The sequence below is a fragment of the Bacillus cereus ATCC 14579 genome (genome assembly GCF_000007825.1).
In the GTDB taxonomy this organism is placed as follows: Bacteria; Bacillota; Bacilli; order Bacillales; family Bacillaceae_G; genus Bacillus_A; species Bacillus_A cereus.
The window spans coordinates 915,954-933,325 of record NC_004722.1 but is presented as its reverse complement, the minus strand read 5'-3'; the positions used below and the strand labels follow the sequence as shown (position 1 = coordinate 933,325).

Sequence of the window (17,372 nt, the reverse complement as noted above, 5' to 3'; positions counted from 1 at the left end):
AAAAAGAACCCTACCTCCTTTCCCCTAATTTACGGAGAATCACTAAATTCAAACCTTCTTGCGGGATATATATTTGAACATTCTGAATAATATCGGTATATCTTTTGAGTTCATCAATATAATCACCTTCAAAAAAAGATGAAAATAATTTTAACGAATCGTCAATAATAGTTTGTTTCAATTTTCTTTCGATGGTTCTCGTTGAAGGCTCATGACCATAACGATTTAAAAGTTCTATATAAAAAGGAATAAATGGTTTTACTCTATTATCTATTTTGATTAATTCGGAACAAATATGAATCCCTCTTGCATCTAAATCCCCAAAGTAATAGACTTCGTAATCTTCTAGCTCGTATTCTTCTAAGAAATAGAAGCTTCTTTGTATCTTATCCCCTTCCCCGTATATCACCATATCAAAGGTAATTCGGCTCCATGTATCAATGCCATCTATCATTAACTCTTTTATCGAATCAAAGGTATCTCTATTTTCAATAATTAAAATGTTTTTTGGCTTTTTTGAGGGATTTGGTTGGTACTCTACAAAAGGTTCATAAGTTCTTCGACAGTTTAAATCCGATAGAGTGAGTCCTAAATTGGCTAAAAATTTTGTTCCTTCTTTATCTAAAAGAAACTTTTCATTTCTGAATAGTTCAAAAGAACGTTCATTTGCTTTTAAAATATTATTTTTGGTATCACTGTTTTGTGTGAGAAAAGCATGGACTCGATCTATATAGAACTTCCATTTTTCAAATTCTGCTTCATCATAAAAAGCAGTCATATTGAACAATAGATAATCGGTCATTAACTTTTTAATATGAGTGGGGTTCGTTCTTCTTTCCTTTTTTACTAATCTATATTCATTAAATACCGGTGGGGTCTGATGGTTATGTCCTCTTGCTTTTACTGGTTGAATTTTCTCTTCTTCTACCATATTCTTCAACGTAGAAGAATATTTAAAATATCCACCATCGTCATCATATTCTTGTTTGAGTAATGTTTTAAGATGATGTTCAATATCTATCGTTTTCACAAAGGTCTTTTTAGATTTATTCATATAGTCTATGATAAACGTTTCCCATTTTCTCATTCAAACACCTCCATCAGCTTTTCACATTTATAGTACCATTGCATACAATAGTATTAATTAAAAATTCTGATTTTTAACAAAGGCTTAACATTCTAATTAAGGTTTTACTATAAATTCCTAATTTGCAAACATTTTTTCGGCCCCATTATGGAGAGAGTTTGCTAAAAAATATTTACCAATGCAATGAAACACGGGAGTTAGACACTTATTTACTACCAAGTTTATTTAGATTGTTAGTAAATAAACTCATAAACTTGTAATGGCGTAATTATATCTAATCTCCTTTTGATTAAACACCTAACTCTTACATTTAAACTAACTAATCTTACTCCAATAACTTGTCGGCTTATTTAGCTTCACAGTTAATATTATCCATTGGGTAAAATCACAACAACTTGGTACAAACCTTTCTTTAAACTTACAGAAAACTAGTTAACAGCTGGTCAAGATTCTTATCAATAAATTCCGCTCTTTTAAATCATAAAATTTAAATAAAATAATATATAGCACCTTATAAACCCTTGATACAAATTCCGTTTGATATTCCCGAAGCGTAAAATATAAGTTTCTTATCTTGACAGGATGGAGATCGCGAGTTCGAGCCTCTCCGGGGTCATACTGATAGAAACTGTATCAAATTAACGTTTGATGCAGTTTTTTATTTGTTTACTTTCATACTCTATAGAGCTAGTGGTCATAGAATTGGTCACATTCTCTACAAAATCTCTTCTATTTTGTTAACTGCATCCTCTTGAATCGTTGGCAATACATGCGAATAAGTGTCTAATGTAATTTTGATGTTACTATGCCCTAGCCGCTCAGAAATTACCTTCACATCCACACCTTTAGCCATTAACAGAGTCGCATGCGTATGATGTAAATCATGAAAGCGAATCTTTGGAACAGCTGCATTCTGAATCAGAGCGTTTAAACTTCTTCGCACATTAGCAGGATTGATTGACGTTCCAGAAGGAGTGCACATAACCAAGTCATTGTCATGGTATTCTTCACCTTGACTCAGCTTCTCTTTTAATACGACTACTCCGTGTTTCTTTAGCTTTGCTACTGTTGATGCAGGTAATAGTATCTTTCTTAAACTTGACTTTGTCTTTCCTCCAACCAAAAACGTCTTCCCATCATGGCTTAATGTTTGGCTAATAGTTAAATGCCCTTTTTCTAAATCAACATCTTTCCAACGCAGACCTAGTAATTCCCCCTGTCTCATTCCAGTTACAAGAGCCATATGAAAGACAATATAATATCTGCTATCCTGCGCAGCTTTTAAGAATAACTGTACTTCCTGCTCGTTCCACACCGTTAATTCTTCCTTATCAGCTTTAGATAATTTGATCTTAGCTGCAACATTTTTGGTGATTAACTCCAAATCTATTGCATTTTCAAGAGAGTTCCGAATGAGTTTTATTATCTTCTCAATTGTTCCTCGCTTTAAACCTTCGTCTCGCAGCGAATTGACGTAGTTTTGCATATGCAACGATGTTAACTTAGCTAATTTGATATTACCTAAAGAAGGGATGATGCGACTGTTTAAATACCCTTTCAGCACTTTTACTTTTTGAATACCAACGCTGTGCTTCTTCGTATTAAACCAACTTTCCAGATATTCACCATAGAGAAGTTTGCTAGGTTCTACATATGTTCCAGTATGAACTTCTGAAAGCAGCTTTGTTAATGAATTTTCTGCTTTTTTTTTAGTAATGAATCCCTTCTTCTTTTGCTTTCTTTTACCTGTTAGTATCAATACCAATATCTACAATATAAAAATACTTTCCTGTTTTCTTATCTTTTTTGACGCTTCCTTTCATTGTTAAGAGCCTCCTTGGAGTCCTTAACTGTGCTGTATATGGTAATTTTATTATAACGGATAATCTTAGCATTATGGATTAGAAATTTGTATCATACTAATTAGACGCAGTCTCCCTCTTCAACAGTTAAACAGAATAACATAAACGACATTATTAAATTTGTTGAAGAAGTTAAGAACCACCATAATTAATAATAAATAAAACCATCCGAATGGATGGTTTGTTTATTCTCCAGTAAGCTGTTTTATAGCCTCTTGAATCAATTTTGAACGCTCTTGAATAAATGTACTAAAATCATTTTTTCTATAGATATCCTCATTTGTTGGTAACAAATTACTCTCTAATATCTCTTTAAACTTCCCACTTGGAACTATATTAAAAAAGTATTCCAATGGTTCTTTGTTAGAAATCACCTTATTAGAATTTGCTGGCAAGAAGCAGAAATTACAGATAACGTTAATCTGATTAGTACCTAAGCCCTTACTTTTCAAAAATGCCTTAGGGAATACATGATGATATTCTTTTCTATTATAGATAGATAGGGCATTTCCTAAATCTATATTATTACCATTTGTTAAGTCAAGTGGCTTATACTGAGAGAATAACAGTAAAATAGACCGTACATTAGCATTTGACTTAGTTAAAGTCTGAGTTTCTAAAAACCTTGTAGGAAGACTAGATTGATACCTTTCCAGACTACTAAAATCATTAGCTAAGACACTGTCAAAGAATGTTATATCGTTATCCATTGCTTCATCAGTTGCAGATGAGTATCTACTTGAAAAAGAAGTTCTCCAGAACCATTTACCTATAGTCGAACTTTGTTCCTCATTGAGATGATTTGTTTTAGAAAACAAGTAGGTTAAAGGAACAATTTGATGTGATTTAGGAAGAAAGTCTTCGGACTTCACATTATATTGAGTACAAATAAAATCAATAGCTTTTTCTAAACTATTCTTTAGTAATTCAGTCTTATCCCTAACTTCAGAAGGATTTAACGTTAATATCTCTGCGGTAGCAGTAGTTCCTTTTATAATCGCACTAAAACATTGTAAGATAATTTTTTGCTTTATGTCTCCAAAAGACTTTTTCTCTAACAACTCATAAATTTCATCGAAAACTTCCTTCAAATGGTAGTCTTCCTTCCATGTCCAAGCTACCATCAAGTCTAGGGTTGATAATTGTGTACCAGTATTATTTATTCGCTCAAATATTATACCAACTTCTTCTTTTTCCCTCTTTTTAATAGTTACAAGAGGAAGTTCGTAGTTTTGAAATAGTGACTGTAATTCAACCGCTAATCTCTGTTGTTCTCGAGTATACTTCCCTATCTCCATGTTGAAATCAAAATTATTAAATAACAGTCTTAACTTTAAATTCACATGGGTATTTATTAATTTAGACTCGTGGACAAATTTCTTTTCATCGAAGTCAAAATAAATTTCAAATAAGTTTAAATCAGCTATAAAATCAGCTGCCTCCTGAGGTAATCCCTCACAAAACACCCCAAATATAGTAGTTACCCTTTGTTGCCCATCCAAAATATAACTCCTTGGGTATTCTGCTGTAACCTCAGGTAAAACAAACCCTCCAATATTCCTTGCAGAAGGTAAATCCTCTGTTGTTTCCCATAATAGAATACTACCTACTGGGTAATCATTATATATACTATCTAATAAATCAATAACCTGTTCCTGTTTCCAAACAAATCCTCTTTGGAAAGGTGGAATCTTTATTTCTCCATCTAAAATTTTACTTCTTAACTTCTCTATTCTTATTGAAGTTGTGTTCAGTTCACCTTTCGCCAATTAAATTCCCCTCTCGCACATTTTTTCCCAACCTATATTATTATATAACACAGATATCTGAATTTACAGAATTAATTTCCCTAACAGTTATTTAAGCTACTTTTTCAACTTTAAAGAAAAACCTCATTCTTTCTATGTTAGTTATTACGTTCTCATAACTCTGGTCCCATAGACTTCATTAATCAAATAACCTATACAACTCATATTCCCTAGTCTAGAATAAGGAATCCATTTCCATCTGTATGTCCCTGAAGTCCATCTTCTGCTTCCTTCGTCTTAAAAAGCTTCACCATCGGGTTGATTTGTTTTCCTAGCAGTGAACCTTTAAGAACCTGTTCTTCCAAGAAGCATAATATGGTCTTTTTTATAAAATCAAAATTTCATTAATATAAGAAGAATAGTACCAATGGACACGGAAATCCAGAGTAAAATGATTAGTGTGAGGCTGGCAATACTCTCCCCTTATCCGTCTTGTATCGGAATTTTTTGAAGGTTCTTACTGTAGATAGAGCTGCTAATCACCACTTGCATACGAGTTTAGCTTTTAACAACACCAAAGAGAACAGTTACATAACTGCTCTCTTTTCCGATTGATTATTCTGGTTAAAGCCTTCAACTTACTTCTATTTTAATTCATCAATGATGAAATCAATTTACTCCAGTACAATGCGTCTTCTTCTGCTCTCTTGTATTCATCACTGTAGATGTCAACACCTTGTTGATTGTCCAAGAACGTAACCCTTGCATATGGTCTATCGGGTGTGTTAAATGAGATAGTTAAAGTTATTCTATGAACAATCTTCTTACCATTTTTCCTTCCAGTAACACCACCAATAATTGCACCTACGCCTCCAGCCAGAACTCCACCTGCGATTGCTCTACCTGTTGCACTTGAGAGAGAGGATTGAAAAGCTACAGAATCATCAATTGATAATTCTATATCTGTAATGCGCCCATATCCCCTTGAAACCCATCCTTTATCATGAATAACGTATAAGATATCTCTATCATCAATTAAAATTTGATTCCCTGCAGTTCGAATGTACTGATAGTTTGTAATATTCTTTTCTTTTAGCAATTGATTAAATGTGTTCTTTACATAATCCCGTTCCTTCACACCAACAATCACGTCAAGAATCGTTTTTATAATAGTTAACACAAAAACAAGTCCAATCATGAAGACAAAAAAACAAACATGCCAATTCCTCCTGTTGCAAATTAATACTTATAATCTCTCGTTATACATCATTATCTTTATATCGTTATATTAAACAACTAACATTCCCCTTCACCAATAAAGATATGTTTGCTTTAAAAATGTTCTGTTACTGAGATTTGTTATTCAACTACTCCCTCAACTAGCTTGACCGTTTCTCTTTGCAAGACTCCTGTATTCGTTATTGCTTCTTCTGTAATCAACTCTTTATGCTTGTATCTGCCATAGAAGTTCTTATTCTTCTTCGCTTCTATCTTAGTTGTGATTACAAATAACACTTCTTTCTCATGCAACTGCTTGATATACTTCATCACTGTCTTCCTATCTAGCTTTTTAATATCTGCAAGCTTCTCGATGGTTGTCCATACACTCTTATGCTCCATAAACTTATTATGATAGTAGAATAGATACGACACAATAGCTAAATTGATGATGAATAGCTTTGCTTTATAGTTCAATTGCATCGTAATTATTTTTTCAATATCCGACTCAAAGACCTTTGCAAAGCAGCCCTCATCCTCTCTAGTTGTTTCAATGAAGTAGGTTTGAGCAGGCTTAATATTCACTACTTTCTTTGTCTTTTTTCTATTCTCATAAATAGTGATGTAATTCATCGCTTGCAATCGAACAATACTCTCTCTTGTTGCTTGACTAGCATCTTTATCCTTAGGATTCACCCCTTTGACAACCATCAAGTCATTAACACTCGTCATAGCTGCTTTAGTAAAATTATTCGCTAACGATTTAATAATGACAAGATGTAATATATCTAGGTCTCTTCCTTCATATTCATTCCCATGCAATAGAACTTTAGGGAACATAATGAATGACTCTTTTTGTTCCTCAATAATTGATTTTGGTAATTCTGAATGTGACAATTTACATTATCCTTATCTTTCAGCAGAATGACAGCTTACGCTGACCATGTGTTGCTGAAGCACATGTATTCATCTCTCCCTTCATATTTGGATTTAAGCGACCCATTTAACTATGTTCCTCGAGACCGCTTGCGGGCGGGGGCATAGTATTTCTCTCTTCTTTATTTCTTCCCTATTAGTTCTTCTTGTTTTTTTGCATAGTTCTTTTATGTATTCGTTTTCGTTTAGGATTCTTGTTGTGGATGTTTTTCCGTTGGTTTTTATTGTTTGTGGGATTTTGTTTCGGATTAGTTTGTTGTAGGATGACCTTCTTCAACTTTCTTGCCTTTCATATAGCCTGTAGCATAGTGAAACATCGAATAGATAGTTAATGAAGATAGAATAATATAAAGAGATAATACACATTGTCATATAATAAACCATTCACTGAAGAAGTATATGTTTTATTTACAGAAAGTTAACTTTAACCCTTTATTTTATCGAAGCTCTTACAATACTACTTAATTTCAAAGAGAACAAAAACAACAAAATATAACTGTACTTCCTCTGCAAAATCATCACATTACAGACATATATTTGAGAAGTAATTGATAAAATATTTATGATCTGAACGGATATATCATAAGAAGGATAGTAACCACCAAATTTCCTTTCAAATTATAGACTGGATACCACAGCAGTATATATATCAATTATTAAAAAACGTAGGAAAAGAGAAACTTCCTACGTTTTTTATTTAATCAACTACTCATCTTATTTGATTAATAGCAGCCTATTTTAATTATAAAAAGATGATAATCACGCATTACCAATTTAAAATTCAAGAGTTAGTTGTTTGTAACCCTTTCTTGCTTCTTCTAGTTTTTCATCCTCAATATTCTCTAAATGCTTTAAAATCGAGATCCCAATTTCTTTGGCTAAAAGAGGAGGAACTGCATTTCCAATAACCCTATATTTAGCTTGTATAGATTCTCCTACAAAGATAAAATCATCTGGAAAAGATTGAATCCTTGCAATTTCCCTAACTGAATATCTTCTGTCTTCTAAAGGATGAATAATTCCGCAATTTTCAGGTGTTGCTGCTGCTGTGATTGTTCCATTTATTTCGTTTCTAGCAAACCTTCTGTAAAAGTTAGGTGCTCTATATCTCTTTATATCATCTCTAATCTTCTTTAAACGCTCTGGCAAAATTTCATAAGGTATATTTTTCCATGAGCCTCCCTCTTTAATGTAAGGGATTAATTTATTTGATTGTGGAGAAAGAGTCCATACCTCATCCTGATTTGGTGTATTTAAAGGAATATTAATAGCATGTCCAACTGTTAAACTTGGATCGGATGAATCATATGTCGGCAATGGAAATTTATAATTCACATCTAAATCTTTCCTAAAAGCAACAAAAATCACTCTGTATCTTTGTTGGGGAACACCGTAATCACTCGCTTTCAACAACTTATATTCAACATTATAACCAGGATCCAACTCGTCCAAAATCGAAACAATAGAATCCAACAATAATGATCCATCTAAATTTTTAGTTGTAAGTATGCCACGAACATTCTCAAATAACACAACCAATGGCTTTTTAGCTTTAATTACACGAATACATTCTTCAAATAATGTACCCCTCTCATCCATTACTCCTTTTCTGTTTCCAGCACTAGAAAATGGTTGACAGGGGAATCCGGCGGTTAAAACATCACATGAAGGGATTTCTTCTTCACTAATCTTTGTTATATCTCCTTCTACAATCTTTCCAATATTATGTTTATATATTTCCACAGCGTGTTTATCAACATCATTCGCCCATAAAATCTCGAATCCGGCTTGTTCTAAACCTAAATCTAGTCCACCACATCCACTAAATAGAGAAACAACTTTCAATTTCTCTTGTTTTCTTACCATAGTATCAACTCCAAAAAAAAATAAGCCCAATTCTCTATATTGTATCCTATTTTAACTCATTTTATAAGTAATAAGAATCACAGAGATTTTCTGGCTTATTTATCTAATTGTTTATTATTACATAATCAGGCATTTTGACTTTAGTATCTTAGCTTCTAATTGCCTATATTCATCTAAAGTAAATACATCTTCATTTAAGTAACTCTTATATATTTTATCCGCTGAAAGAAAAACCAATATTACAGGATCCATCTTCATAAAATCCAAATTAGCATTTCCAAAAACATCAAATAATTCATCTTTATCATAAGGGAAAAGAAACATGTTCCTTGTAATGCTTCCCTTAGTATAAGCTGATAATGCTTGTTCATATAATAACTGTTTTGCTATATCATTTACACCAGGGTTTCCTTTAAGGTCCCCCTCCTTAAATCTTATATTATAGTATTTTGCATCTAGAATCAAAAAATACCTTTGAATATCAATATAGGTTTTAATTATATCGGGCCTAAATGTCTTTTTCGTTATAAGCTGCATAGCATTAAAGTCAGTCCATTTAGGTTTCTCGAGAAAATTTTCATACTGAGAAATTTCGTTATCGAAAACATAGCCACATACTTTTTCCCATATATATTCAAATTCTCTTGTACCATAAATATCTAACTCCGTTAATTTCGAATGTGTTCTCTTCTTTATTAGTGCTATAAGCGCTTTTAAAAGAATCATTTTCTCATCTAAAAACGTAATTTGTAACTCCCTTTCTAAAACATTAACAAGATACTCCACTTCTCCAATTTCAGCCAAATCAACATTCATTCGTTCAAAATCCAAATTATCAATGCCTTGTAAATAAGCGAAGGCCTCAGTACAATATGATATAGCCCATTTATGAATGTGAATAATTATGTTAGTTTCATCATCCAATTGTCTGGTATTAAATGTATCCAAATAATAAGGAACACCTTTTACATAATAAGGGTTAATCTCGCTTACGGTTTTTTCCCAAATAATTTCTCCATCTTCATTAATGCCCACATCAGTAATTTTTTTTGAGTAGTATCCATTACGCAAATAGTCTTCCAACAAAAAGCGTGAAATTGCAAAAGTACTTATAAATTTATCCTCAATGTTATTAATTAAGAAATCAGTGTTATCATAAGTTGAGTTAAAAATACCATATTTATTTAGGAGTTGGCAGATTAGCTTCATTTTCTTAGATAAGATTTCATCTTCAGTAGCATAATCTATATATTTAGGAAAAACAAATAAATATTTATTTTTATAAACAATTAATCCTACAAAGCAAAAAATTAATTGGTTCTTTTCTTCACGACAAATTCTATTAGCTTTTAATTTTTCTACAAATTCTTTATCAATATGCTCTTCGATGTAAATAGTGGAATATCGTTTCCCTTCAAATAAATACTTGGGTTTTAAACTTATATTATTCACTTCTTACTAACTCTTCCTTTGAAATAGTTCTGAAGATATTACCACCTTGATCGTAAGCAGTGACGATATCCGAGAAAGTTTGATGCTTAAAGAATTTTGTCGCATTATGCCTAAGAACATCATCTCTTAAGTAAAGAAGAAGTTTGTTTTTAAAACTCTCTGGATTACTTAATTCGTATGATTTCATGAAAAACGGCCCGATTAGTTTATCTTCAGGAACCATAAGTTCTTTTAATTTTTGGTTTAAAATTTTCCGGAATTTATTCCATAGTATCGGATTCTCTAAAAATTTCAATTCCATTTCAAGGCTCGAAACTGCTCCTTCCCCTGCATCAATAGGCATGTACTCAAATGACCATCTTCTCTTAAAGGCGGTATCTAAAGGGGTTACTCCCTGATCAGCACTGTTCATAGTAGCCCAAATATATAAATTTTTTGGTATTTTTATCTGCAAATCAAAAATACCTTCTTTTCGCAAATAATTTGTCACATCTGCATTAAAAGTAATAGTGTATTCGCTCTCTCCGTCATCCTTGCGGTCTAAAAGTTGAAACACATCACCAAATACAGCAGCAGCATTTGCTCTATTTATTTCTTCAATAATTATGACAAAATTTGATTTGGGGTATTTTAAAGCATTAACCAATTGAATAAGGAATGGTCCAGGTACAAATGTGTAATCAATTAAGGGTTCTTTACCATGTCCTATTGATGTTACCATATCAGATTTATAAAATTCTCCTTCAACATCTTTATATATTGGAGTAGGCTTATATGTACCAACAAATTGACTATAACTGTAATTAGGATATAAAGTAACCCTTATGTATAAATCATCATCCGGGAAAAATTCTTTAGCGTCCTTATTAAGTTTATAACTTTTTCCCGTTCCAGGCGCTCCATAAACTATTCTATTTCTTGAGATATCATTTGGAATTTCTATTTCTTTAAACTCTTTGACTTGAACAGTTGGTTGCAAGTTATTTGTTTCTGGTTGATCTTGCATGAATAATTCTGTATCTAATTCATCTATCGTAAACGGGGCAGTAGCAAAGTTTTGTAAATCATCCCATACTAAACTTGGAACCTGAGCATTTACTATGAGGTAATCTACTACAGCTTGTGTATATGCACTTCCTAACCCTTCTCTTATAGCATTATTAAAATCCAAGTTATTATTCAACTGCTTATCCCTTAAAAGAAAGACAATTAAGGGAAACGTATCAGTTCCACATTTCCTAAATTCGATAAATTTCATCAAGTTATTTTTCCAACTATCAGATTTTTTAATACCATGTTTATGCCCTTCAATTTCAAATCCTAATTCGAGAATAAAGCTCGCTGCTGGTCGTTTAGGATACCCGACTGGATTAGGGCTAGAAGAAGCTGATATTACCTGTGTAGAAAGAAAGTTTTTACCAGTCTTAGAAGACATAGAATTGCCTCCACCTTCCACCTTGTTGATACACCCTAAGATATTTGCTTGATATTCAAAACTTCCATTTTTAGCAATGACAAAAATTTCTCCTACTTTTTCCATGAAATTTTTTCTTGAAAGAGAATCTTTATACATATTAATAACTGCATTGGGTTCTTCCTCATCTTTTTGCATTTGATCTAATGCTAAAAAATATGCTAAAGAAGATGTTCTTTCAAGATTTAATTTACCTTCATCATTTGTTCCAAGAAGTTTATAATATTTATTAAATAAAGTTGCTGAAAAATACAAATAATCCACTCCTTTTTAATCACACGAAACATTCCTCAATAAATATGAATAAAAACAATATTATTTTATCTAACTTTGTCCTTTAATCATATTTATATATTACATTTCCTATAACACTAACACCCTCCACAAAACATCTAGCCCCTCCATACTAAATAACACCATAAAACGGATGGTTTCGGAAACTTCCCATTAATGCTCAACTAAAAATAATATTAAATCTTTCTGAGTACTATATCAACAAATTACTCCCCTCTTTAATTATATAATAAACATATATAAATTCTCATAAAAATATCTATCAAAATCCGAAAATGCATCTCAATATCTATACCATAAAAAATTTGTCTTCTAACTATATATTAAGTTTCCTATAAAAAGGCCCAAAAATCTCATCCGATAACTCCCTTCTTCGTCCACTTTTTCAGTTTTAATCATTCCCCCATACCACCCACTACTCTCCCCACTCCCCTTATAAAAACTCTCCCAACCCCGCTCCCTCAAAATCCCCTTCCAACTATCACTCTCCACCATCCGCTTAATCACATCATCCCAATAAGCAACCTCTTCCTCCGTCATATCTTTTGGGCCCATAATTCCTTTCCAGTGCTGGAATATGACGTCGATTCCTTGTTCTTTCCATGTTGGGATTTGTGGTAGTCGGTCTATCCGTTTTGGTGCGGATACGGCTAGTATTTTTATTTTGCCAGCTTTGTATTGTTTTTCGGCTTCGGATAGGGTCATGGTTGCGGCGTTTATTTGTTTGTTCGTTAGAGCACTTATGATTTTTTCTTTGTTTTCGTAGACGAAGAATTGTAGCTCGGCAGGGTTTATGCCGAATGCTTTGCTTACTTGTACGAAGGATAGGTGATCGTCGTTTCCTAGGCCTGGGGCAACGCCGATTTTGAAGTTTTTCTTGTTTTGTTTTAGTTGTTCCATTAGTTGGTTTGCGTTTTCTATGTTCGAGTCTTTTGATACGACAACGACTTCCCAGTCTGATGCAAGTGTCGCGAGCGGCGTGAAGTCTTTATATGTTAGTTTACTGTGGCCTAGTAGGTTGTTCGTTATGAGTAAGCTTGAGTTAATCGCCAGTACGTGACCACCTTTTTGTTTCGTATATTTCCATCCGACATCACCGCTGCCACCTACTTTGTTTGTGACAGTGATTGGTTTTGTGAAGATTTTTTCTTCCGTTAGTGTTTTTTGCATCGCTCGTGCCGTTAAGTCCCATCCTGCTCCTTGAACGTTTGGCGCAACGATTTCTACTTTGTCTATGTTTACTTTATTTGTGTTCGTTTTTTCTACGGAACAACCAACTAGTACTCCTGTCATGATCCATATACATAGTAATAATCGTTTTTTCATAGTCCTCGTCCTATTCGGTATTTTCGTTCTGGTCGTCCGATAATGCCGTATTTGTACTCTACTGTACATTCGTTTGTCGCTACTAAATATTCTAAGTATCTTCTTGCGGTTGTTCTGGAGGCCCCCATTTGTTCTCCCATTTCTTCTATTGTAATGCCCTCTTCGAATCCTTTTATAATTCCTTTCACTTTTTGCAGTGTTAACGGATCAACACCTGTCGGTAAGTTTTTTATGTCTTGTGTTTGCGAAGTCCCGAAGAAGTTATCGATGAGTGCTTGATTTACCTCATTGTTACTATGTAATAGTTGCTTCTTTCTTTTATAGTCTTCAATTGTGCGAACAAATTTTTCTAACGTGACTGGTTTTATAAGGTAGTTGCTTACGCCATTTCGAATTGCTTTTTCTAACATATAGTTTTCATTCGCCGCTGTTACCATAATGACGTCGACGTTTGGAAAGTCAGCATGAATTTGTGGCAATAAGTCTGTTCCGATTCCATCTGGTAAATAGTTATCTAATAGAAGCAAGTCGATTTCTTCCTTTTGTAGTAGTTCTATCGTCTCTTTCGCGTTCAATGCTTTTCCAATCACTGTTACGTCCTTTATTTTCGATAAAAACTCCTCTTGAATTTGCGCGACGCGGAAATCATCTTCTGCAATTGCAACCTTCAACATATGTCCATCCCCCTGTTTGTCATGTACTTTCTCTCAATGTTTTTTGGAAGGTAAATTGTAAAAATAGCTCCTCCATTTTTCTCGTTTTGAATTTCAATTGTTCCCCCTAGCAGATCTACCATTTCTTTCATATTTGCTAGTCCGTAACCACGATCAGTTCCTTTCGTTGAAAATCCTTTTCGAAAAATGGTTGTTATTTTTTCTGCCGGTATCCCTATCCCGCTATCTATCACTTCAAACACAATATCGCGTCCAATATCCGTAACAAAGAAAGAAACACTCTTTTCCTCTCTTTCACTCACCGCATCAAACGCATTGTCGATTATGTTTCCAAGGATCGTAATAAGGTGTGAAACTTTTATATGGTCTGGTAACGGATGAAGCGCACTATCTCCTTCAATATGAAAATCGATTTTCTTCTCAGATGCTGTTCCGATTTTTCCTAATAAAATTGCTTGTACTTTTGCATCATGAATTTGATGGAATAAAATATGGTTTTGGCTTTGATGAATGTTAGATTCTTGTTGGATAAATTCAATCGCTTCCTTGTATTGTCCTAACTGAAGTAATCCTGATAAGACGAAAAGTTTATTTGTAAATTCATGCGTTTGAGCACGTAAGTCCTCTGAATACTTTCTTACCTCAGATATCGTATTCACTAAGTTTTGCAGTTCTGTTTTATCTCTAAAACTACATACAACGCCTACCGTACTATTATTTTCGAGTATCGGTGTCATGTTTAAAATAAACACTTTATCTTGAAACGCGATTTCTTGATCGGTTTCTAGCACTCTTTCCATATTAAAATTCGGTAAAACTTTTGAAATGTGCTGCTGCATATAATCATCATTTACATGAAGCATTTCTTCTGCTGAGGTGTTCATCATCGTAATAAAACCGTTTTGATCAATGGCGATAATCCCTTCTTTTATAGATAGTAGTATCGCGCTTCGTTCCCGGTATAGCGCTGCGATTTCATTCGGCTCTAAACCGAGTGTATCTTTACGAATACTACGTGCTAAAAGAATGCCGCCAACAATTCCAGCTAGTAATACACCTAATGAAAAGAGGATAATTTCTTTCGTTCTACTCAATATGTTAGATTCAATACCTTTTATTAAAAACTCTACTGTCACAACGCCTACGACTTGATCGTAGTCTCCGTTATGAACAATAATAGGTGCCTTTGCCATTAAGGCTGGACCACTTGTACCATTTCCTTCGAGTGTATAATAACCACCAAAAGTAAGTGCCTCATAGTTATACGGGTTGTTACTCTTTGTACCAATCAACTCCGAATTAGAATGTGAATACATAACCCCATAGCGATCTTCCACAATTACATAATCCGCACCAGCTTGCTCACGAACTTGTTCCGCAATGGATTGGATAGTACTTTTATGTTCGTTATTTTGAAAAGCCTCTTTTATAGCTGGCATAAAAGAAAGAGATTTAGCTGTTTGCAGTGCTAACTGTTCCACTTGGTGCTTCGTATCAACGGACTGAATGTAAACAAATATTCCCGCTAACAGGAGAACGACAAATAAAATTAACGTAATAATTAAGCTTACTATTTTCGTTTGCAATGACACTTTGCGTGATTTCTTCATACTTCATATCCTTTGATAAAATATTCTAAACTATCAATCTCCTTTTTCTATTATTATGACAAAACGAATAAGGAAGCAACTATTAAAACTCTCCATGTACATAAAGTACAAAAAGAATAAAATTGTCATAATATTGAGATTTTATTTAAAGGACAGTACAATTCAACTACAATGAACACGCTTTCATAATTATCATTTTATTTATAAGCAAGAGGAGGAATTAGTATGGCTCAAGTAAAATCTAATCGAGTCGCCGGCAATATTTTCAAAGGTTCTGTCGGTAATTTAATTGAATGGTACGACTGGTACGTTTACTCTGCTTTCGCTGTTTATTTTTCAGCAGAGTTCTTTCCTAAAGGCGATCCAACGAGTCAGTTACTGAACACAGCAGCTATTTTCGCAGTTGGATTTTTAATGCGCCCTATCGGAAGTTTATTAATGGGACGCTATGCAGATCGGCACGGACGCCGGGCGGCATTAACCCTCTCCATTACGGTTATGGCCGGTGGTTCTTTAATTATTGCCTGTACACCGAGTTACGAAAGTATCGGTATTATGGCGCCAATTATTTTAGTTCTTGCCCGTTTACTACAAGGATTATCACTTGGTGGAGAGTACGGAACTTCCGCAACGTATTTATCTGAAATGGCTAGTAGTGGACGCCGTGGTTTTTATTCAAGTTTCCAATATGTAACGCTCGTTGCTGGACAGATGGTTGCGTTAGGCGTTCAAATTGTTCTTCAGCAATTACTAAGCGAACCAGATATGAAAGCTTGGGGATGGCGTATTCCATTCATTATTGGAGCGATGGGCGCAGTAGCTGTATTATGGCTTCGCCGCACGATGGATGAGTCGGAGCAGTTCTCAAACATAAAATCACAAAAACGTGAAAGCGCAGGAACCATTCGCGCTCTTATGAAACATCCGAAAGCAGTATTAACAGTAATCGGCCTAACATTAGGAGGCACTGTTGCATTTTATACGTACACAACATATTTACAAAAGTTCATGGTAAACACAGTCGGCCTTCCGAAAGAAGTTGTAAGCTGGATTAACTTTGTCGCACTACTTATATTCGTCGTACTTCAGCCAATTGCAGGGCTATTATCCGATAAAATTGGACGCCGCCCACTATTAATGGCATTCGGTATTCTCGGAACATTACTAACAGCACCGATCTTCTTCTTCATGGAAAAAACGACAGAACCAATCGTAGCATTTTTACTCATGATGGTCGGTCTCATTATCGTTACTGGTTACACATCAATTAATGCAATTGTAAAAGCAGAACTCTTCCCAACTGAAATTCGCGCACTCGGCGTAGGTTTACCATATGCACTAACAGTCGCGATATTCGGCGGAACAGCTGAGTTCATCGCATTATGGCTAAAAAGTATCGGAATGGAATCACTCTTCTACTTCTACGTAGCTGGATGTATCGCGATCAGCTTTATTACGTATTGGCGTATGGATGAGTCATCGAAAACTTCGCAGATTGAGGCGGAGCTTGGTGGTGGGGATAAATTAGTTAATAATAAGTCTAGTTAAAATTATGTATTCTAGTATCTTCGTTTATTTGAAAAAGCATAATTCACTAATATGCAATTTAAAAACCTCTACTTATATGTAGAGGTTTTTAAACTTTATAACAAAAAAGATATCCAAATCTACTTCTCTTCTTTTTTGATTATGACATGTATTATTTGTAATAAATCATTATGAAACGAAAAAAGAAGATTATAGGGGTAACATCTCATGTCTATCAACTTAAGAAAAATATATACCTACTTTATAAGATACACCAAGTTCAAGTATTCTCTCATTT

Annotated in this window: 12 protein-coding genes and 2 pseudogenes; 1 reads left to right on the top strand and 13 read right to left on the bottom strand. The window is 33.9% G+C overall.

What is annotated here, in order from left to right; all coding sequences use genetic code 11:
- Positions 1–10: 10 nt before the first annotated feature.
- The 13 genes and pseudogenes from BC_RS04745 to BC_RS04695 form a co-directional block, all read right to left on the bottom strand.
- Entirely contained in the window at positions 11–1,087 is a 1,077-nt protein-coding gene (locus tag BC_RS04745) for a Wadjet anti-phage system protein JetD domain-containing protein (protein WP_001233576.1), read from the bottom strand.
- A gap of 715 nt (positions 1,088–1,802) precedes the next feature.
- Positions 1,803–2,910: pseudogene (locus tag BC_RS04740) on the bottom strand (tyrosine-type recombinase/integrase).
- Positions 2,911–3,134: 224 nt separating this feature from the next.
- On the bottom strand, positions 3,135–4,718 hold the full coding sequence (locus tag BC_RS04735; protein WP_001051765.1) for a GmrSD restriction endonuclease domain-containing protein: 1,584 nt from the start codon (positions 4,716–4,718) through the stop codon (positions 3,135–3,137).
- 209 nt (positions 4,719–4,927) lie between these two features.
- Entirely contained in the window at positions 4,928–5,062 is a 135-nt protein-coding gene (locus tag BC_RS28155; protein WP_002195203.1) for a hypothetical protein, read from the bottom strand.
- A 284-nt stretch (positions 5,063–5,346) separates the two neighbouring features.
- Positions 5,347–5,895: a hypothetical protein gene (locus BC_RS04730; protein WP_000579824.1), complete on the bottom strand. Its 549-nt coding sequence runs from the start codon at positions 5,893–5,895 to the stop codon at positions 5,347–5,349.
- Positions 5,896–6,056: 161 nt separating this feature from the next.
- Positions 6,057–6,812, bottom strand: coding sequence for a hypothetical protein (locus tag BC_RS04725; protein ID WP_011109869.1), 756 nt, complete (start codon positions 6,810–6,812; stop codon positions 6,057–6,059).
- A gap of 153 nt (positions 6,813–6,965) precedes the next feature.
- Positions 6,966–7,100 (bottom strand): annotated as a pseudogene (locus BC_RS27945) (nucleoside triphosphate pyrophosphohydrolase); the annotation flags it as partial.
- A 525-nt stretch (positions 7,101–7,625) separates the two neighbouring features.
- Positions 7,626–8,717 carry a DNA cytosine methyltransferase gene (locus BC_RS04720; RefSeq protein ID WP_000251833.1) on the bottom strand — a complete coding sequence of 364 codons (1,092 nt, stop codon included), beginning with the start codon at positions 8,715–8,717 and terminating at the stop codon, positions 7,626–7,628.
- Between the two features lie 117 nt (positions 8,718–8,834).
- On the bottom strand, positions 8,835–10,169 hold the full coding sequence (locus BC_RS04715) for an LlaJI family restriction endonuclease (protein ID WP_001059984.1): 1,335 nt from the start codon (positions 10,167–10,169) through the stop codon (positions 8,835–8,837).
- Positions 10,162–11,907, bottom strand: a complete 1,746-nt coding sequence (locus BC_RS27940) for an AAA family ATPase (protein ID WP_002195205.1) — start codon at positions 11,905–11,907, stop codon at positions 10,162–10,164. Before BC_RS27940 ends, BC_RS04715 begins: the two co-directional genes overlap by 8 nt.
- Before the next feature lie 342 nt (positions 11,908–12,249).
- Positions 12,250–13,263: a tripartite tricarboxylate transporter substrate binding protein gene (locus tag BC_RS04705; protein WP_000746671.1), complete on the bottom strand. Its 1,014-nt coding sequence runs from the start codon at positions 13,261–13,263 to the stop codon at positions 12,250–12,252.
- Positions 13,260–13,937, bottom strand: a complete 678-nt coding sequence (locus BC_RS04700; RefSeq protein ID WP_000921565.1) for a response regulator — start codon at positions 13,935–13,937, stop codon at positions 13,260–13,262. The genes BC_RS04705 and BC_RS04700 overlap by 4 nt, the downstream gene beginning before the upstream one ends.
- Positions 13,931–15,547: an ATP-binding protein gene (locus BC_RS04695; protein ID WP_000749654.1), complete on the bottom strand. Its 1,617-nt coding sequence runs from the start codon at positions 15,545–15,547 to the stop codon at positions 13,931–13,933. The genes BC_RS04700 and BC_RS04695 overlap by 7 nt, the downstream gene beginning before the upstream one ends.
- A 225-nt stretch (positions 15,548–15,772) precedes the next feature.
- Here BC_RS04695 and BC_RS04690 point away from each other — a divergent pair, with 225 nt between their 5' ends.
- A complete protein-coding gene (locus BC_RS04690; protein WP_000079859.1) occupies positions 15,773–17,095 on the top strand; it encodes an MFS transporter in 1,323 nt (440 codons plus the stop codon).
- Positions 17,096–17,372: the final 277 nt, after the last annotated feature.